Origin of the sequence: Thetidibacter halocola, from assembly GCF_018224955.1 — a bacterium.
Taxonomy (GTDB): domain Bacteria; phylum Pseudomonadota; class Alphaproteobacteria; order Rhodobacterales; family Rhodobacteraceae; genus Thetidibacter; species Thetidibacter halocola.
The window spans coordinates 389,351-405,833 of the sequence record NZ_JAGTUU010000003.1 but is presented as its reverse complement, the minus strand read 5'-3'; the positions used below and the strand labels follow the sequence as shown (position 1 = coordinate 405,833).

Sequence of the window (16,483 nt, the reverse complement as noted above, 5' to 3'; positions counted from 1 at the left end):
GCGCCACCCATGCAGTTTTCGTATCCGCGCGCCGGCTCACGCTTCCGGCACCGGATAGAAGTCCCGGTCATAGAACCGCTGCGGCCCCTCGCGCTCCACCGCCCGCTGGTAGGCCGGTCGCGCCTCGATCCGGGCCTTGTAGGCCAGCAGCCGCGGGAATTCCTCCATCCGCACGTAATAGGGCGCGGCGAACAGGTTGAAGCCCATCATGATATCCGCCGCCGAAAAGCCGGAGGGCAACAGCCAGTCACGCCCCTCCAGCGCCGTCTCCATGCCGCGCAGCGTCTGGCGCAGCCGCGCGACCGTCAGCTTGACCACGATCGGCGAGGGTTTCGCCGGCGGCCGCAGGAAGACCATCTGGAGATTCAGGTTCTCGATCAGGCTCGCCATCGTCTCGGCGTAGTGGATCCATTGCAGCCAGCGCGGCCGCTCCGGGTTGCCCGGCATCCGCGCGAGGCCGGGGGCAAAGGTTTCGGCCAGGTATTCGACGATTGCGCCCGACTCGCTCATTTCGAGCACGTCGAACTCGATCGCCGGGATGCGCACCGCCGGCGAGACTCGGGCCAGCCCGCTTTCGGCCATCTCGCGGGTGCCGATCCGGTGCTCGATCACCTCGAGCCCGCCGAACCTGTCGACGCCGATCTCCTCGATCAGCCAGAGCACCCGGAACGAACGCCCGTATTGCACGTGATGCAGGCGGATCATGCCGCGTCCTCCTCTTCCAGCCGGATCAGCGGCGCGCCCGCCTCGACCTGGTCGCCGGCGGCCACCAGCACCTCGGCCACCACGCCATCGCGCGCGGCCTGCATCGTGTGCTCCATCTTCATCGCCTCGAGCACCGCCAGCCGGTCGCCCGCAGCCACGGCCTGCCCGGCATGGACATGCACCTTCACCACCCGGCCCGGCATCGGCGCGCGGGTCAGCCCATCGCCCGCCCCCGCCGCCGAGGCACGCTCCAGCGGGTCGGGCAGGTCGAAGGCCAGACCGAACCGGTCGAACACCGTAACCCGAAGCGGCGCCACATGCACCTCGGGCGCGGGCCCGCCGTCCAGCCGAAGGGCGCCGCCCTGCCATTCGGCCAGAACCTCGGCCTCGCCGATGGCGATCCGCGCCCGGTCTGGTCCCTCCGCGCGCAGGACACAGTCAACGACCTCGTCGCCGTGGCGCAAAGTCACCCGCCGCGCCAGCGGTGCCCAGAGCGCAAAGCCCCGGTCCCAGCCACCCGGCGCATCCAGCCCGGTCGCCGCCAGCGCGGCGCGCGCCCAATGGCGCGGCTCGGCCCGCGGCTCGGCGGCCAGCGCGGACAGGTCGCGCGCGATCAGCCCGGTATCCACGTCGCCGGCGGCGAACCCCTCGTGTCGCGCGAGGGCGCCCAAAAAGGCGAGGTTCGTCACCGTTCCCGCCACGCGGCAGCCCTCGAGCCCGCGCGCAAGCTGCCGCAGCGCCACCGCGCGGGTCGGCCCATGCACGATCACCTTGGCGATCATCGGATCGTAGAACGGCGAGATCGCATCGCCCGACCGCACGCCGCTGTCGGCGCGCACACCCTCGGGGAAGGACAGATGCGCCAACGTTCCGGTCGCCGGCAGGAACCCCGCCGGCACGTCCTCGGCGTAAAGCCGCGCCTCGAAGGCATGGCCAGTGATGGAAAGCTCCTCCTGCCGCAGAGGCAGCGGTTCGCCCGCCGCGACGCGGATCTGCCATTCCACCAGGTCCACGCCGGTGATCCCCTCGGTCACCGGGTGCTCGACTTGAAGGCGCGTGTTCATCTCCATGAACCAGAACCCATTGGGCCGCAGGCCGTCGCTGCCGTCCACGATGAACTCGACCGTGCCCGCGCCGCGATAGCCGATCGCCTCGGCGGCTCGCACCGCGGCTGACCCCATCGCTGCGCGCATCTCGGGCGTCATGCCGGGCGCGGGGGCCTCCTCGATGACCTTCTGGTGGCGGCGTTGCAACGAGCAGTCGCGTTCGAACAGATGCACCGCGCGCGTGCCGTCGCCAAAGACCTGCACCTCGATGTGGCGCGGCTTCTCGACGAATTTCTCGATCAGAACGGAGTCGTTGCCGAAGGCGGTGCGCGCCTCGGCCTTGGCGCGTTCCAGCGCGTCGACGAAACCGGCGGGTGTCTCGACCAGCCGCATGCCCTTGCCGCCACCACCCGCCACCGCCTTGATGAGGACGGGATACCCGATGCGGTCCGCCTCGACCTCGAGGTGGCCGGGGTCCTGATCGGCGCCGTGATAGCCCGGCACGACCGGCACACCGGCCTTCTCCATCAGCGCCTTGGCCGCGTCCTTGAGACCCATGGCCCGGATCGCCGCCGCCGATGGCCCGATGAAGGTCAGCCCGGCCGCCTCGACCGCCTCGACGAAATCGGGGTTCTCGGAAAGAAAGCCGTAGCCCGGATGGATCGCCTGCGCGCCCGTCGCCTGCGCCGCCGCGATAATCCGGTCGCCCCGCAGATAGCTGTCGGCAGGCGCCGCACCACCGATGCAGACCGCGACATCGGCCATCGCCACATGTGCCGCCCCCGCATCGACGTCGGAATGCACCGCCACCGTCCGCAGCCCCATGGCGCGCGCCGTGCGGATGACGCGGCATGCGATCTCGCCCCGGTTGGCGATCAGGATCGTGTCGAACATTGCTCACTCCCTTCCGGCGTCGTGCCGGGCCGTTCTGTCGTGCCGGCGAGGGGCCAACCCCTCGCGCTCCCCGGAGTTTGCCCGGCAAGATGAAGAACGGACCCGGTGCCCCTTCATCTTGCCCCTGAACTCCGGGGTGAATGCCCCGCAGGGGCAAAGGGGCAGAGCCCCTGCCCGGCTCACATCCGGAACACGCCGAAGCGTGTCTCGCCTATCGGTGCGTTCAGCGCCGCGCGCAGGCTCAGGGCCAGTACGGCCCGCGACTTGCGCGGATCGAGGATGCCGTCGTCCCAGAGGCGCGCGCTGGCATAGAGCGGGTGCGACTGGCGTTCGAACATCTCGACCGTGGGGCGCTTGAACGCGGCCTCGTCCTCGGCTGACCATGCGCCGCCCGCCCGTTCGATCGCGTCGCGTTTCACCGTTGCAAGAACGCCTGCCGCCTGCGCGCCGCCCATGACCGAGATGCGGCTGTTGGGCCAGGTCCAGAGAAAGCGCGGCTGGTAGGCGCGGCCCGCCATGCCGTAGTTTCCGGCACCGAAACTGCCGCCCACCAGCAGCGTGATCTTGGGCACGGCTGTCGTCGCTACCGCCGTCACCATCTTGGCTCCGTGTCGTGCGATTCCTTCGTTCTCGTATTTGCGGCCGACCATGAAGCCGGTGATGTTCTGCAGGAAGATCAGCGGGATCTTGCGCTGCGAGCAGAGCTCGACGAAATGCGCGCCCTTCTGCGCCGCCTCGGAGAACAGCACGCCGTTGTTGGCAATGAGGCCGCAATCCATCCCCTCGATCCGGGCGAAGCCGGTCACGAGGGTTTCGCCGAAGCGGGGCTTGAAATCGTCGAAATAGGACTCGTCGACGATCCGTGCGATCACCTCGCGGATGTCGTAGGGGGTCGAGAGCGAGGCGGGCACCGCGCCGAGGATTTCGTCCGGATCGTAGGCCGGGGGCGGACCGCTGCCGAGATCCAACGTCGCCGACGCGCGCCCCAGCGAGGCCACGGCGCGCCGCGCCAGCGCCAGCGCGTGGGCATCGTCCTCGGCCAGGTAGTCGGCCACGCCCGAGAGGCGGGTGTGCACGTCGCCGCCGCCGAGGTCCTCTGCGGTGACGATCTCGCCCGTCGCGGCCTTGACCAGCGGCGGACCGGCGAGGAAGATCGTGCCTTGTTCCTTGACGATGATCGTCACGTCCGACATGGCCGGCACATAGGCGCCGCCCGCCGTGCAGGAGCCCATGACGACGGCGATCTGCGCGATGCCCTGCGCGCTCATCTGCGCCTGGTTGTAGAAGATGCGCCCGAAATGGTCGCGGTCGGGAAAGACCTCGTCCTGGTTGGGCAGGTTCGCACCGCCCGAGTCCACCAGGTAGACGCAGGGCAGACGACATTCCAGCGCGATCTCCTGCGCGCGCAGGTGTTTCTTGACGCTCATCGGGTAGTAGGTGCCGCCCTTCACGGTGGCGTCGTTGCAGACGACCATGACCTGGCGCCCCTCGACCAGGCCGATCCCGGCGATCACGCCGGCGCAGGGGGCCGCGTCGTCATAGAGGCCATGCCCCGCCGTCGCGCCAATCTCGAGGAAGGGCGAGCCGGGGTCGAGCAGGTTGGCCACCCGCTCGCGCGGCAGCATCTTGCCGCGCGAGACATGGCGCTCGCGCGCCTTCGGCCCGCCGCCCTCGGCGGCGAGGCCCGCGGCCTGTTCGATCTCGGCCAGCGCGGCCAGGTGCGCCGCACGGTTGGCGCGATAGGTTTCCGAGCCGGTCACGACCGACGATTGCAGTCTCATGCTGCTGCTTCCTTCCCCGTCGCCGCGCGCCGCGGGATCGCCCCGCCGGACCGCGCCGCGTGTTTCGTCCATAGCGGGCGAGGGTCGGCCCTGCCCGCCCAAGCCCCGGGCGCCACCGGGCCGATGCCTGGCCGGTCCTGCCGTCTGCTCATTCGCCACCCTCCGCGTTTCGCGCCACGGGGCGCACGGGCGGCGGCACCTGGGCCCAGCCGAGGTCCACCGCCGGCGCGGTTACGCCGAAATAGCGCGCCAGCTGATGTGCCAGCACCGCGTCGCGCAGGCGGTTGTTGGCCTCCCAGGCCGCGCACCAGGCGCCGCGCGCCTCGGTCGCGCCGTCGCAATCCGGCCCGGCGGACAAGCCATGCGCCAGGGCGTAGACCCGCGGATAAAGCGGCGCGGCCCAGTCGCCCGGCGCGTCGGGCAGCGACTCGGGCGGCGGCAGGCTGTCGAGCACGGCGCGGCGCGTCGCCTCTTGCAGGGCGGCGAGTCGGTGCTGGCAGGGATAGGGGGTTTCGCTACGGTCGCAGGCGATGATCCCGGCCGAGCCGCACCAGCCGACCCCGCGCGTGTCGCCGATCTCGAACTCGCGCGGTTCGGGCAGGGTTTGCAGCGCGCGCAGGCTGCGCTCGAATTGCGCCATGTCGCTGTCGAGGCAGGTGGCGAAATCCGGCAGCGCCTCTTGCGCACAAAGCGGAGCGGCGGCGATCAGGGCGGCGAAAAGCGCGTGTTTCATGCCCCTTCCTCTGCCGCCATGCTTTTCAGGTCCTTGCGGATGACCTTGCCGGTGACGGTCATCGGCAGCGCGTCGAGAAAGGCGATTTCCCTGGGATAGGAATAGCTTGCGAGGCGCGCCTTGACCCAGTCCTGCAACGTCTCCGCGCTGGCCCGCGCGCCGGGTTTGAGCACGACATAGGCCTTGACGATCTCGGTGCGCAGGCTATCGGGCTTGCCCACCACGCCGACGGTGGCGACGGCGGGATGGGTCAGCAGGCAATCCTCGATCTCGGAGGGGCCGATGCGATAGCCCGCGCTGGTGATGACATCGTCCTCGCGCCCGACGAAGCGGATATACCCGCCCTCGATCGTCCCGCGGTCGCCGGTCAGCAGCCAGTCGCCGCGGAACTTCTCGGCGGTGGCCTGCGGGTTGCCCCAGTATTCCAGCAGCATCGAGGCGCAGCCGCGGCGGATGGCGATGGCGCCCTCGTCCGTCGTCGGTTGCCCCGCCTCGTCGATCACCGCCACGTCGAAGCCCGGCACGGCGCGGCCGATGCAGCCCGGGCGCGGGTCGAACAGCGCGGCGCAGGACGAGGCGACCATGTTGCATTCGGTCTGGCCGTAGAACTCGTTGATCGTCACATCCAGCGCGTCCCGCCCCCAGGCCAGCATCTCGGCCCCCAGCGGCTCGCCACCGCTGGCAACGCTGCGCAGGCCCGGCAGGCTTGCATCGGCGGCCTTGAGCATGCGCAGCGCGGTGGGCGGGAAGAAAACGTTGCGCACGCGACCCTCGCGGATCACCTGCGCGCAGGTCTCGGGCGTGAACTTGTCGGCGCGCGCCGCGACCACCGGCACGCCGAGCGCGAGGCCGGGCATCAGAACGTCGAACAACCCACCGATCCAGGCCCAGTCGGCGGGGGTCCACAGAACGTCGCCGGGTTGGCCGAGGAAATCGTGGCTCATCTCGACGCCGGGCAGATGGCCGGTCAGAACCCGGTGGCCGTGCAGCGCGCCCTTGGGCTTGCCCGTGGTGCCCGAGGTGTAGATCAGCACCGCCGGGGTTTCCGGCCCGGTGTCGGCGGGTGGCGCATCAGTGGGCGGGTCGGTCAGGTCGGCCTCGACCAGTGCCGCGACGCCGAGTTCCGACAGCAGGAAGGCCCCGTCGATATCCGTGACCACGATCCGCGCGCCGCAATCCTCGAGCCGCGTGCGCAGCGCGTCGCCCTGGAACAGCTTGAACAGCGGCACGCTGATCGCGCCCATCCGCCAGGCCGCAAGATGCGCGGCGGCGCACAGCGGCGATTGCGACAGCAGGACGCCCACCCTGTCGCCCCTGTCCACGCCGCGGCGCCGCAGGGTCGCCTCGACCCGGCGGGACAGCGTGTAGAGCGCGCCACAGGTCACGTCGCGCCGCGCGCCGTCGGTCAGGTCGATGATGGCCAGCGCCTCGGGCGTGGCGTGGGCGCGCGCGTCACAGACCTGCACCGCCATGTTCAGCCCTTCGGGCAGGGTCCAGCGGAACCCGTCGTGCAAGGCATCATATGTAGGCGCGCGGGTCAGCATCAGTTCAGACCGATGTTTTCTAGGTAATGCGTCTGATACGCGGTCAGCCGCATCAGGCAGGCGGCAAAGGCCGGCCCTGCCCCGGTGCCGCCGCCCCATTGGCTGGCTTCGAAACTGCAGGTCTCATCCCGGAACGGGATCCAGGCGCGTTGCATGGCGCGCAGCGCCTTGGCCTGGCTGGGGGCGTATTGGCCGCTCTGGCTGTCCGACTGCTTTGCCCCGGCCATGGCGCGCTGGTAGGCGGCGTTGAGGCGGCCGTCCCACCACTCTGCCTCACGCGACAGGCAACCGCCCTGGACCACGGTTGCATAGCCGTTGGCGGCGGTGCAGGCATCGGCGGCAAGCCCGATACACTGGTCGAAGGGCTGGCCGGAGGCGAGGCAGGCCTGCGTCGGCTGTGGCGAAAAGACCAGGTCCTGCGCGGCGGCCGGCATGGCGAGAGCGGCGAGGATCAAGGCGAAGGATTTCACGTGCGAGGCTCCTGCAAGGGATCGGATCCGACGGTCACATCGACCAGCCCGCCGAACCGGTTGACCCGGTAGACAATGCGATCCTGACCGCTGCCGCAGCGGATGACCAGCCAGACGCGGTTGCCCGGCACGGCGGTGCAGTCGGCGGCGGGCGATCCCGTCTCGTCCATGTAGCGCGCGGCATAGGTCTCGATCGCCGCGGTTTCCGACAGGTTGGCGGCGACCCAGCCATAGCGGAAGGCCAGCAGTGCCCCCACCAGCGTCAGAGCAGCGAGCGGCAGAAACCACAACCACCGGCTCATGCCCCTGCCCCGGAGGCTACTTGTAGAGACTGTAGAAGAAATCCACCGCCTTGGCCGCGGTCAGGTCGCGCTGGCATTCGGCGGCATAAATCACCCGGATCGAGCCGCCGCCCGCGCTGTCGTAGGCGCGCTGGCATTCCGCATCGCGGTCCCTGATCCACTGCCGCTGCGAGGCGAGCAACCGGTCCCACGTGCCGTTCGCCTGCGCCCGTGCTTTCATCGGTTGCCACCAGGCGTTCAGCAGCGTGTCCCATGCGGCGTGTTCGCGCATGATCCCCTCTGCGATCTCGAGCGTCGTGCCGTTGCGGAACGCCCCGTCGATGATTCCGACGCAGCCGCCGATCACCCGGCTTTGCGGCGCGCCATTGGCATAGTTCTGGACGCAGGATTGCAATGTCTGCACATCCGCGGGCTGGGCCTGCTGCGCCTGCGCCGCACCGGGGACAAGCAGAAAAAGGGCAAGAACAAAGGGGCGCATGACACTCTCCGACGGACAAAATGCTTGGGCGAACACCCAGCATCCTAGCCCCGATCATCGAGTCGCGCCAACCCATGCCGTCACCCCATCGCCGCCATCAGCTCGCGCCCGACCAGCATCCGGCGGATCTCGGAGGTGCCGGCGCCGATCTCCATCAGCTTTGCGTCGCGGAACAGGCGCGCGACGGGAGCATCCGCCAGGAAGCCCGCGCCACCCATCGCCTGCACCGCCTGGTGCGCCTGCTTCATCGCCTCCTCGGAGGCATAAAGACAGCAGGCGGCGGCGTCCTGCCGCGTGACCGTACCGCGGTCGCAGGCGCGGGCCACCTCGTAGACATAGGCGCGGGCCGAGTTCATCGCCGTGTACATGTCGGCGATCTTGCCCTGCATCAACTGGAACGAGCCGATCGGCTTGCCGAACTGGTGGCGGTCGCGCAGGTAGGGCATGATCTCGTCAAGGCAGGCGGCCATGATGCCCAGGCCGATCCCCGCCAGCACGACGCGCTCGTAGTCGAGGCCCGACATCAGCACGCGCACGCCCTTACCCTCTTCGCCCAGCACATGCTCGAACGGCACCTCGACATCGTCGAAAATCAGCTCTGCCGTGTTGCTGCCGCGCATGCCCAGCTTGTCGAAATGCGGGCTGGTCGAAAAGCCTTTCATCGATTTCTCGACGATGAAGGCGGTGATCCCCTTGGCGCCTGCCTCGGGGTCGGTCTTGGCGTAGACCACCAGCGTATCGGCATCGGGGCCGTTGGTGATCCAGTACTTGTTGCCGGTCAGACGGTAATGATCGTTGCGCTTTTCGGCGCGCAGTTTCATCGAGACGACATCGGACCCGGCCGAGGGTTCGGACATGGCCAGAGCGCCAACATGCTCGCCCGAGATCAGGCCGGGCAGATACCTGCGCTTCTGGGCCTCGGTGCCGTTCAGCTTGATCTGGTTGACGCAGAGGTTGGAATGCGCGCCGTAGGACAGGCTGACAGAGGCGGAGGCTCGCGCGATTTCCTCGGTGGCGACGGTGTGTGCCAGATAGGACATGCCTGCCCCGCCGTATTCCTCGGGTACGGTGATGCCGAGCAGGCCGAGGTCGCCCATCTCTTTCCACAGCGGCGCCGGGAAATCGTTGCTGCTGTCGATCTCGGCCGCCATCGGCCGGACCCGCTCCTGCGCCCACTTGTGGACCATCTCGCGCAAGGCATTCACGTCTTCGCCCAGGTCGAAATTCATGCTGGCCAGGAACATCGGCGCCTCCCCGCGCTTATTGAACGTGCGTTCATTTAGACGGGCAAAGCGAGTCGCGTCAATGGGCCAGAGGCCGCAGGGCGACGGGCCGCGCGGGATGGTGGCGTTTCATTGGCTTGGGGGCTGGAAAGGCGTCCGGCGACAGGGGCGCGGGGGGGGGGGGAGGTGGCCGGGGCGCGCAGCGTCTGGCCGCGCGCCCCGGCCTTGTCTCATTCGGTGACGGTCACCGTCACCATGCGGTCGGGCGCGCCGACCACCGCGCCGTTCTGGCCGGCGCCGCGCTTGATCGCGTCGACGATCTCCATCCCCGAGGTGACTTCTCCGACCACGGTATACTGGCCGTTCAGGAAATAGCCCGGCTGGAACATGATGAAGAACTGCGAATTGGCGCTGTTCGGATCCTGCGCGCGGGCCATGCCGACGATGCCGCGCTCGAACGGACGGTCGGAGAATTCGGCCGGGATGTCGCCGCGATCCGAACCGCCGCGCCCCGCAGCCTGCATCGAAAAGCCATCGGCCTCGGCATCGCCGAATTCCACGTCACCGGTCTGCGCCATGAAGCCGTCGATCACGCGGTGGAACACGACGTTGTCGTATTCGCCCGCCGCGGCCAGCGCGGCGATCTGCTCGACATGTTTGGGCGCGATATCCTCGAAGAGGTCGATGGTGACGGTGCCGTTGGCACCCTCGCCCGCAATCTCGACCTGGAGACCGGTGGCCAGCGCCGGCGACGCGGCACAGGCGAGAAGAAGGGCCAGCTTACGCATCGGAGGCCACCTTGACGCTGATCATCTTGTCGGGGTTCGCGGGCGGCTCGCCCCGGGTGATCGCGTCCACGTGCTCCATGCCCGAGATCACGCGCCCATAGACCGTGTATTGCCCGTTCAGGAAATGGTTGTCCTTGAAGTTGATGAAGAACTGCGAATTGGCCGAGTTCGGGTTCTGGCTGCGCGCGGCGCCCAGCGTGCCCCGGTCATGCGGCAGCTTCGAGAATTCCGCCGGCAGGTCGGGCTTGTCCGAGCCACCGGTGCCCGCGCGGCGCATGCTGAAGCTGTCGCCATCGGCATTGCCATGCTCGACATCGCCGGTCTGCGCCATGAAACCGTCGATCACGCGGTGGAACACCACGCCGTCGTAGGCGCCTTCGCGCGCCAGTTCCTTCATCCGCTCGGCATGCTTGGGCGCCACGTCGGGCAACAGTTCGATCACGACCTGGCCGCCTTTCAGCTCCATCACGATCGTGTTCTCGGGGTCCTTGATCTCGGCCATCGGGCTCTCCTTCCACAAAGTTGCGCCAGACTTAGCCCTCCGCCCGCCGATGGACAAGAAGCCGTGACATGCGCCCAAGCGTTGACGAGGCGGGCGCGACCGGGCAGACAGCGGGAAACACGGATTGGGGACGATCATGGCCTGGAATACGCTTGATGACATGGAGCTGCGCGGGAAACGCGTGCTGACTCGGGTCGATATCAACGTGCCGATGGAAAACGGCGCCTGCACCGACACCACGCGGATCGAGCGAATCGCCGCCACCGTGCAGGACATTCTGGACCGGGGCGGCAAGCCGATCCTGCTGGCGCATTTCGGGCGGCCCAAGGGCGAGCGCCGCGACGACATGAGCCTGCAACCGCTGGTTCCGACACTGGAAGCGATCCTGGGCGCACCGGTGATCTTTGCTTCGGACTGTATCGGCCCGGCTGCGATGGCGGTGGTCGAGGCGCTGCCCGAGGGCGCGGTGGCCCTGCTGGAGAACACGCGCTTTCACAAGGGTGAGGAAAAGAACGACCCCGCGCTGGCGGCCGAGATGGCCAAGTTGGGCGACGTCTATTGCAACGACGCGTTTTCCGCAGCGCACCGTGCACATGCCTCGACTGAGGGGCTGGCGCGGCTGCTGCCGTCCTGCGCGGGCCGCCTGATGCAGGCCGAGTTGCAGGCGCTGGAAGCGGCCCTGGGCAAGCCCGAGCGCCCCGTGCTGGCCGTGGTCGGCGGCGCCAAGGTGTCGACCAAGCTGGACCTGCTGGGCAACCTCGTGGGCAAGGTCGATATCCTGGTGATCGGTGGCGGCATGGCCAACACATTCCTGGCGGCGCAGGGCATCGACGTGGGCAAGTCGCTGTGCGAGCACGAGATGGCCGAGACCGCGCGCGAGATCCTGGCCAAGGCCGCCAAGAAGGGCTGCGAGGTGCTGCTGCCCGTGGATGTGGTCGTGGCGCGCGAATTCGCCGCCGGGGCGGCGCACCAGGTGGTTCCCGCCACCGAATGCCCGTCGGACGCGATGATCCTCGATGCCGGGCCCGAGGCGGTGGCGGCGATCAAGGCGGCGATCGACCGGGCCCATACGCTGATCTGGAACGGCCCGCTGGGCGCCTTCGAGATCGAACCCTTCGACGTCGCCACCAATGCCGCCGCGAAACACGCGGCCCGGCGCAGCGACGACGGCAAGCTGGTCTCGGTCGCCGGCGGCGGCGACACGGTCGCGGCGCTGAACAAGGCCGGCGCGGCGAATGATTTCAGCTATGTCTCGACTGCCGGCGGCGCCTTCCTCGAGTGGATGGAGGGCAAGACCCTGCCCGGAGTCGCGGCGCTGGACGTGGCCGGGGACTGAGTCCGGCCGGCACCGCCGGGACGACCCGGCAAGGCACGCTGGCGGCTGTGGCGGGCTCGCCCCGGCGCGGCCGGCCCTAGCCCTCGATCACCACATGCGCCGCGCAGTCGAGGCGGATCGTCTCGCGGGCGACCTCGGCCAGCCGGGCCAGCGCGACCGACCGCCCGGCCCTCTCGCGCCAGACCAGCCCGACCGAGCGGGTGAACGATCCGCGCCGGAACGGCCTGACCGCCACATCGCCGCGCGGCGCCGCAATCTCGGATCGGACGTAGAGCGTGGGCAGAAAGGTCAGCCCCATGTTCATCGCCACCATCTGCCGCAATGCATCGAGGCTGGTGCCCTCGTAGTCGCTGCGCAACGTCGCCCCGGCCTCGCGCGCCAGCGCGGTGATCTGCGCGTGCAACGCGTAGCGCGGCGACAGCGTCAGCACGTCCTGCCCGGCCAGGTCGGCATCGCTGACCGCCTGCTTGCGGGCCAGGGGATGGTCATGCGCCATGGCCAGCATCAAGGGTTCGCGGAACAGCCGCGTGACGGTCACGCCCTTCACGTCGACCGGAAGCTGGGTGATGATCGCGTCGAGCTGGCCCTGCATCAGCCTGTCCGACAGGGTGCGCGGATCGCCATCGCTGAGCACAAGGCGGGCGTCGGGATGGCGCTGGTGCAAGCGGCGCACCAGCGCGGGCATCAGGTAGGGGCCGATGGTCGGGGTCGAGCCCAGGCGCAGCTGCCCGGACATGCCGCTGCGCAACTGCGTGGCGGTCTCGGAGAACCCCTCCAGCGCCTCGGCCACTTCGAGCGCGCGCTCGCGCAGGGCGCGGCCCTCAGGCGTCAGATGCGCGCCGTGGCGGCCGCGCTCGAACAACCGCAGGCCGAGCGTTTTCTCGAGCGCCGAGATCTGGAGCGACAGCGATGGCTGGCTGATCCCGGCCCGCTCGGCCGCCTGGCCAAAGCTGCCGGTCTCGGCCAGAAGCAGGAAATACGTCACCTGCCGGATCGTCGGTGCCTCTTTCATCGCCGCGCCCATGCCGGATGTTCCATAGGTTATCCCTATCCTAAATCGGCGTTGCATTGGGTTCATTCAAGCCCTGCGCCTCCCCACATCCTCACCAGTTCAACCAGAGGGAGGACGACCATGACCAAGACACCGGCCAACCCCGGATCGCTGCATGCCCGCATCGAGGCGCTGAAGACGCGCCACGCCGCGCTTGACGAACGCATCCGCGACGAGCAGAACCGCCCGCTGCCCAGCGTGTCGCGCCTGCGGATGCTCAAGCGCAACAAGCTGATCCTCAAGGACGAGATGACCTATTACGACGGCGTCCTGCGCACCGTCTCGGCGATGGACCGGGCCGACGCGGAGCAGCGGGCATGATCGGGCAGACCTTTGGCCGCGCGCCATTCCTGCGCCTGCATGGCGACCTCGACGAGATGCGCGAGGCCCTTGGGGAATGCGGACCGCATGATGCGCTCGGCCACCGCGGGAAATCCGCCGAGGACCGTACCCGTGCAGAAAAGCCACGCGCCCTGGAAACCGCGCGCACGACCTGAACAAAGCCCGGGGCGGGGATTCACAAGCCCCCGCCCCTGTGGCATGGTGCAAGAACGCGCCCGCCAGAGGCGCCCCCTCCGAGGAACGAGAGCAGCGCCTTGATGACCCATCGCAAGTCCCGACCCGCGTTCGGTGTTCTCGTGTTCTTTGCCGTGGCTCTCAGCCTGTCGGCCTATTTCATCTTTGCCGCTGTGCAGGGCGATTATGGCCTGTTCCGCCGCGCGGAGATCCAGGTCGAGGCCGGCGCCCTGCGCGCCGAACTGGCGGGGCTGGAGGCCGACGTCGAGCGGATGGAGAACCTGACCCGCCGCCTTTCGGACGAATTCCTCGACCCCGACCTGCTGGACCAGCAGGCGCGCGACGTGCTGGGCCTGATCCGCACCGACGAGATCGTGGTGCGCTGACACCGCCAAAGGCGTCTTTACGGCTGACCCGGCCCGCGTTACCCTTCAAGACGGTTTAACGCTGAACGATCCCGGGGAGGTGCCGTCATGGCCACGCGCAAACAGCCGGCCAAGTCCAATGTCGCACCCGAAAAGCTGCTCGCGTGGTATCGCGACATGCTGCTGATCCGGCGGTTCGAGGAAAAGGCCGGCCAGCTTTACGGCATGGGCCTGATCGGCGGGTTCTGTCACCTCTACATCGGCCAGGAGGCGGTCGTCGTGGGTCTCGAGGCCGCCGCCGAGGAAGGCGACAAGCGCATCACCTCGTACCGCGATCACGGCCACATGCTGGCCTGCGGCATGGACCCGGGCGGCGTCATGGCCGAACTGACCGGCCGGATCGGCGGCTATTCCAAAGGAAAGGGCGGCAGCATGCACATGTTCAGCCGCGAAAAGCATTTCTACGGCGGGCATGGCATCGTGGCGGCGCAGGTGCCGCTGGGCGCGGGCTTGGCCTTTGCCGACAAGTACAAGGGCACCGACCGAGTGACCTTCACCTATTTCGGCGACGGAGCGGCCAACCAGGGCCAGGTCTACGAGACGTTCAACATGGCCGCCTTGTGGAAGCTGCCGGTGATCTTCGTGGTCGAGAACAACCAGTACGCGATGGGCACGGCACAGGCACGCTCGACCTCGTCGCCCGACATCTACCACCGCGGCCAGGCCTTTGACATCCCCGGAGAAATGGTCGACGGCATGGACGTGCTGGCGGTCAGGGATGCCGGCGAGCGCGCCGTCGCGCACTGCCGGTCGGGTGCCGGGCCCTACATCCTCGAGATCAAGACCTATCGCTATCGCGGCCATTCCATGTCGGACCCGGCGAAGTACCGCACCCGCGAGGAAGTGCAGAAGATGCGCGAGGAACGCGATCCGATCGACCACGTGCGCGACCTGTTGCTGCAAGGCAAGCACGCGACCGAGGACGACCTCAAGGCGATCGACCGCGAGATCAAGAAGGTCGTCAGCGACGCCGCCGATTTCGCGCGCGAAAGCCCCGAGCCGCCGCTGGACGAGCTCTGGACCGACATTTACGCGGAGGCGCAGTGATGGCCACGGAAATCCTGATGCCCGCCCTCTCTCCCACGATGGAGGAAGGCACGCTGGCCCGCTGGCTGGTCAAGGAGGGCGACACGGTGTCGTCCGGCGACATCATCGCCGAGATCGAGACCGACAAGGCCACGATGGAATTCGAGGCCGTGGACGAGGGCGTGATGGGCCGCATCCTGGTGCCCGAGGGCACCGAGAACGTCCGCGTGAACACCCCCATCGCCGTGCTGGTCGAGGCCGGGGAATCCGTGCCGACCGGGGCCGCCGAACCCGCCCCGCGGCCGCCCGCAGCCCCTGCCCGCGCTGCGCCAACCGCCGCCCCGGCCAAGGCGACGCCGGCGCCGGTGGCCAAGGCCGAGGCGCCCTGGCCCGAAGGCACCAAGACGAAGAAACAGACCGTGCGAGAGGCGCTGCGCGACGCCATGGCCGAGGAAATGCGCCGCGATGGCGATGTGTTCCTGATGGGCGAGGAGGTGGCCGAATACCAGGGCGCCTACAAGATCAGCCAGGGCCTGCTGGAGGAATTCGGGGCCAAGCGCGTGATCGACACGCCGATCACCGAGCACGGCTTTGCCGGCATCGGCGTCGGCGCGGCATTCGGCGGGCTGCGCCCCATCGTCGAGTTCATGACCTTCAACTTCGCCATGCAGGCGATCGACCAGATCATCAACTCGGCGGCCAAGACACTCTACATGTCGGGCGGCCAGATGGGCTGCCCCATCGTCTTCCGCGGCCCGAACGGCGCGGCGGCGCGCGTGGGCGCCCAGCATTCGCAGGACTACGCCGCGTGGTATGCCCATATCCCCGGCCTGAAGGTGGCCATGCCCTACTCGGCCTCCGACGCCAAAGGCTTGTTGAAATCCGCGATCCGCGACCCGAACCCGGTGATCTTCCTCGAAAACGAGATCCTCTACGGCCGCAGCTTCGAGGTGCCCGAAGGCGACGACTACACCGTACCCTTCGGCAAGGCGCGAATCTGGCGCGAAGGCACCGATGTCACGCTGGTCAGCTTCGGCATCGGCATGACCTATGCGCTCGAGGCCGCCGAGATCCTGGCAAAGGAGGGCATCAGCGCCGAGGTGATCGACCTGCGGACCCTGCGCCCGATGGACACGGCCACCGTCATCGCAAGCGTGCAGAAGACCAACCGCTGCGTCACTGTCGAAGAGGGCTTTCCGGTCGGGGCCATCGGCAACCACATTTCGGCCGTGCTGATGCAGGAGGCGTTCGACTGGCTCGACGCGCCGGTCATCAACTGCACGGGCAAGGACGTGCCGATGCCTTACGCGGCGAACCTCGAGAAACTGGCCCTCGTCACCACGGCCGAGGTCGTGGCGGCCGTGAAACAGGTCTGTTACCGCTGATGCCCCGGGTTCAGGTCATGGGCCGCGATGCCATCGCCGAGGCCTACCGCATCGAAACCGATGCCGGTCGCGCATTGGTGCCCGAATGCCTGATGGGCGGCCTGCGCCCCTGCGGGCGCCCCAGCCACCAGGAAGCCTACGAATGGATCGCCGCGCATCGCGCGCCGCTCGCCCGCGCCGTCGCCACCCTCGCAGGCGGCGAAACGCCCCGCAAACCTTATGACATCCTTTCTCTGATCGACCGAACCGCCCCTTCATCTTGCCCCTGAACTCCGGGG

The 16,483-nt window shown here is 68.6% G+C and carries 19 protein-coding genes; 7 read left to right on the top strand and 12 right to left on the bottom strand.

From position 1 onward, the window contains the following. Positions 1 to 36 precede the first annotated feature (36 nt). The 11 genes from KB874_RS09005 to KB874_RS08955 form a co-directional block, all read right to left on the bottom strand. A complete protein-coding gene (locus tag KB874_RS09005; protein WP_212536232.1) occupies positions 37 to 705 on the bottom strand; it encodes a glutathione S-transferase family protein in 669 nt (222 codons plus the stop codon). Then, on the bottom strand, positions 702 to 2,645 hold the full coding sequence (locus KB874_RS09000; RefSeq protein ID WP_212536231.1) for an acetyl/propionyl/methylcrotonyl-CoA carboxylase subunit alpha: 1,944 nt from the start codon (positions 2,643 to 2,645) through the stop codon (positions 702 to 704). Before KB874_RS09000 ends, KB874_RS09005 begins: the two co-directional genes overlap by 4 nt. A 179-nt stretch (positions 2,646 to 2,824) precedes the next feature. Next, the gene (locus tag KB874_RS08995; protein WP_212536230.1) at positions 2,825 to 4,426 is read right to left on the bottom strand and encodes a carboxyl transferase domain-containing protein; all 1,602 of its coding nucleotides are present in this window, start codon (positions 4,424 to 4,426) and stop codon (positions 2,825 to 2,827) included. A gap of 148 nt (positions 4,427 to 4,574) precedes the next feature. Then, positions 4,575 to 5,159, bottom strand: coding sequence for a hypothetical protein (locus tag KB874_RS08990; protein ID WP_212536229.1), 585 nt, complete (start codon positions 5,157 to 5,159; stop codon positions 4,575 to 4,577). Next, entirely contained in the window at positions 5,156 to 6,703 is a 1,548-nt protein-coding gene (locus KB874_RS08985) for an AMP-binding protein (protein WP_212536228.1), read from the bottom strand. Before KB874_RS08985 ends, KB874_RS08990 begins: the two co-directional genes overlap by 4 nt. After that, on the bottom strand, positions 6,703 to 7,173 hold the full coding sequence (locus KB874_RS08980) for a lysozyme inhibitor LprI family protein (RefSeq protein WP_346346527.1): 471 nt from the start codon (positions 7,171 to 7,173) through the stop codon (positions 6,703 to 6,705). Before KB874_RS08980 ends, KB874_RS08985 begins: the two co-directional genes overlap by 1 nt. Further along, complete coding sequence (locus KB874_RS08975; protein ID WP_212536227.1) at positions 7,170 to 7,475, bottom strand: hypothetical protein; 306 nt, start codon at positions 7,473 to 7,475, stop codon at positions 7,170 to 7,172. Before KB874_RS08975 ends, KB874_RS08980 begins: the two co-directional genes overlap by 4 nt. A 16-nt stretch (positions 7,476 to 7,491) precedes the next feature. Continuing rightward, positions 7,492 to 7,953 (bottom strand): lysozyme inhibitor LprI family protein, encoded by a 462-nt coding sequence (locus tag KB874_RS08970; RefSeq protein ID WP_212536226.1) that lies wholly within the window; start codon positions 7,951 to 7,953, stop codon positions 7,492 to 7,494. Positions 7,954 to 8,033: 80 nt separating this feature from the next. After that, positions 8,034 to 9,197: an isovaleryl-CoA dehydrogenase gene (locus KB874_RS08965; RefSeq protein WP_212536225.1), complete on the bottom strand. Its 1,164-nt coding sequence runs from the start codon at positions 9,195 to 9,197 to the stop codon at positions 8,034 to 8,036. 209 nt (positions 9,198 to 9,406) lie between these two features. Further along, a complete protein-coding gene (locus KB874_RS08960) occupies positions 9,407 to 9,964 on the bottom strand; it encodes a peptidylprolyl isomerase (protein ID WP_212536224.1) in 558 nt (185 codons plus the stop codon). Further along, the gene (locus tag KB874_RS08955; RefSeq protein WP_212536223.1) at positions 9,957 to 10,466 is read right to left on the bottom strand and encodes a peptidylprolyl isomerase; all 510 of its coding nucleotides are present in this window, start codon (positions 10,464 to 10,466) and stop codon (positions 9,957 to 9,959) included. The genes KB874_RS08960 and KB874_RS08955 overlap by 8 nt, the downstream gene beginning before the upstream one ends. 136 nt (positions 10,467 to 10,602) lie before the next feature. On the opposite strand from KB874_RS08955, the gene KB874_RS08950 reads away from it, so the two are divergent. Beyond that, positions 10,603 to 11,802 carry a phosphoglycerate kinase gene (locus tag KB874_RS08950; protein ID WP_212536222.1) on the top strand — a complete coding sequence of 400 codons (1,200 nt, stop codon included), beginning with the start codon at positions 10,603 to 10,605 and terminating at the stop codon, positions 11,800 to 11,802. A 76-nt stretch (positions 11,803 to 11,878) separates the two neighbouring features. On the opposite strand, the gene KB874_RS08945 is transcribed toward KB874_RS08950, so the two are convergent. Next, positions 11,879 to 12,814: a hydrogen peroxide-inducible genes activator gene (locus KB874_RS08945; RefSeq protein WP_212536221.1), complete on the bottom strand. Its 936-nt coding sequence runs from the start codon at positions 12,812 to 12,814 to the stop codon at positions 11,879 to 11,881. Between the two features lie 120 nt (positions 12,815 to 12,934). On the opposite strand from KB874_RS08945, the gene KB874_RS08940 reads away from it, so the two are divergent. The 6 genes from KB874_RS08940 (at position 12,935) to KB874_RS08915 (ending at position 16,474) form a co-directional block, all read left to right on the top strand. Continuing rightward, entirely contained in the window at positions 12,935 to 13,174 is a 240-nt protein-coding gene (locus tag KB874_RS08940) for a YdcH family protein (RefSeq protein WP_212536220.1), read from the top strand. Beyond that, the gene (locus KB874_RS08935) at positions 13,171 to 13,350 is read left to right on the top strand and encodes a hypothetical protein (RefSeq protein WP_212536219.1); all 180 of its coding nucleotides are present in this window, start codon (positions 13,171 to 13,173) and stop codon (positions 13,348 to 13,350) included. Before KB874_RS08940 ends, KB874_RS08935 begins: the two co-directional genes overlap by 4 nt. 102 nt (positions 13,351 to 13,452) lie before the next feature. Continuing rightward, on the top strand, positions 13,453 to 13,755 hold the full coding sequence (locus tag KB874_RS08930; protein WP_212536218.1) for an FtsB family cell division protein: 303 nt from the start codon (positions 13,453 to 13,455) through the stop codon (positions 13,753 to 13,755). Between the two features lie 87 nt (positions 13,756 to 13,842). Continuing rightward, positions 13,843 to 14,841, top strand: a complete 999-nt coding sequence (gene pdhA / locus KB874_RS08925; RefSeq protein ID WP_212536217.1) for a pyruvate dehydrogenase (acetyl-transferring) E1 component subunit alpha — start codon at positions 13,843 to 13,845, stop codon at positions 14,839 to 14,841. Next, positions 14,841 to 16,205, top strand: a complete 1,365-nt coding sequence (locus KB874_RS08920) for a pyruvate dehydrogenase complex E1 component subunit beta (protein WP_212536216.1) — start codon at positions 14,841 to 14,843, stop codon at positions 16,203 to 16,205. The genes pdhA and KB874_RS08920 overlap by 1 nt, the downstream gene beginning before the upstream one ends. Then, positions 16,205 to 16,474, top strand: coding sequence for a hypothetical protein (locus KB874_RS08915; RefSeq protein ID WP_212536215.1), 270 nt, complete (start codon positions 16,205 to 16,207; stop codon positions 16,472 to 16,474). The genes KB874_RS08920 and KB874_RS08915 overlap by 1 nt, the downstream gene beginning before the upstream one ends. Positions 16,475 to 16,483: the final 9 nt, after the last annotated feature.

Bases quoted from the DNA above. Each gene is read 5' to 3' on its own strand.
- KB874_RS09005 (WP_212536232.1), bottom strand. From the start codon at position 705: ATGATCCGCCTGCATCACGTGCAATACGGGCGTTCGTTCCGGGTGCTC.
- KB874_RS09000 (WP_212536231.1), bottom strand. From the start codon at position 2,645: ATGTTCGACACGATCCTGATCGCCAACCGGGGCGAGATCGCATGCCGC.
- KB874_RS08995 (WP_212536230.1), bottom strand. From the start codon at position 4,426: ATGAGACTGCAATCGTCGGTCGTGACCGGCTCGGAAACCTATCGCGCC.
- KB874_RS08990 (WP_212536229.1), bottom strand. From the start codon at position 5,159: ATGAAACACGCGCTTTTCGCCGCCCTGATCGCCGCCGCTCCGCTTTGT.
- KB874_RS08985 (WP_212536228.1), bottom strand. From the start codon at position 6,703: ATGCTGACCCGCGCGCCTACATATGATGCCTTGCACGACGGGTTCCGC.
- KB874_RS08975 (WP_212536227.1), bottom strand. From the start codon at position 7,475: ATGAGCCGGTGGTTGTGGTTTCTGCCGCTCGCTGCTCTGACGCTGGTG.
- KB874_RS08970 (WP_212536226.1), bottom strand. From the start codon at position 7,953: ATGCGCCCCTTTGTTCTTGCCCTTTTTCTGCTTGTCCCCGGTGCGGCG.
- KB874_RS08965 (WP_212536225.1), bottom strand. From the start codon at position 9,197: ATGTTCCTGGCCAGCATGAATTTCGACCTGGGCGAAGACGTGAATGCC.
- KB874_RS08960 (WP_212536224.1), bottom strand. From the start codon at position 9,964: ATGCGTAAGCTGGCCCTTCTTCTCGCCTGTGCCGCGTCGCCGGCGCTG.
- KB874_RS08955 (WP_212536223.1), bottom strand. From the start codon at position 10,466: ATGGCCGAGATCAAGGACCCCGAGAACACGATCGTGATGGAGCTGAAA.
- KB874_RS08950 (WP_212536222.1), top strand. From the start codon at position 10,603: ATGGCCTGGAATACGCTTGATGACATGGAGCTGCGCGGGAAACGCGTG.
- KB874_RS08945 (WP_212536221.1), bottom strand. From the start codon at position 12,814: ATGAAAGAGGCACCGACGATCCGGCAGGTGACGTATTTCCTGCTTCTG.
- KB874_RS08940 (WP_212536220.1), top strand. From the start codon at position 12,935: ATGACCAAGACACCGGCCAACCCCGGATCGCTGCATGCCCGCATCGAG.
- KB874_RS08935 (WP_212536219.1), top strand. From the start codon at position 13,171: ATGATCGGGCAGACCTTTGGCCGCGCGCCATTCCTGCGCCTGCATGGC.
- KB874_RS08930 (WP_212536218.1), top strand. From the start codon at position 13,453: ATGACCCATCGCAAGTCCCGACCCGCGTTCGGTGTTCTCGTGTTCTTT.
- pdhA (WP_212536217.1), top strand. From the start codon at position 13,843: ATGGCCACGCGCAAACAGCCGGCCAAGTCCAATGTCGCACCCGAAAAG.
- KB874_RS08920 (WP_212536216.1), top strand. From the start codon at position 14,841: ATGGCCACGGAAATCCTGATGCCCGCCCTCTCTCCCACGATGGAGGAA.
- KB874_RS08915 (WP_212536215.1), top strand. From the start codon at position 16,205: ATGCCCCGGGTTCAGGTCATGGGCCGCGATGCCATCGCCGAGGCCTAC.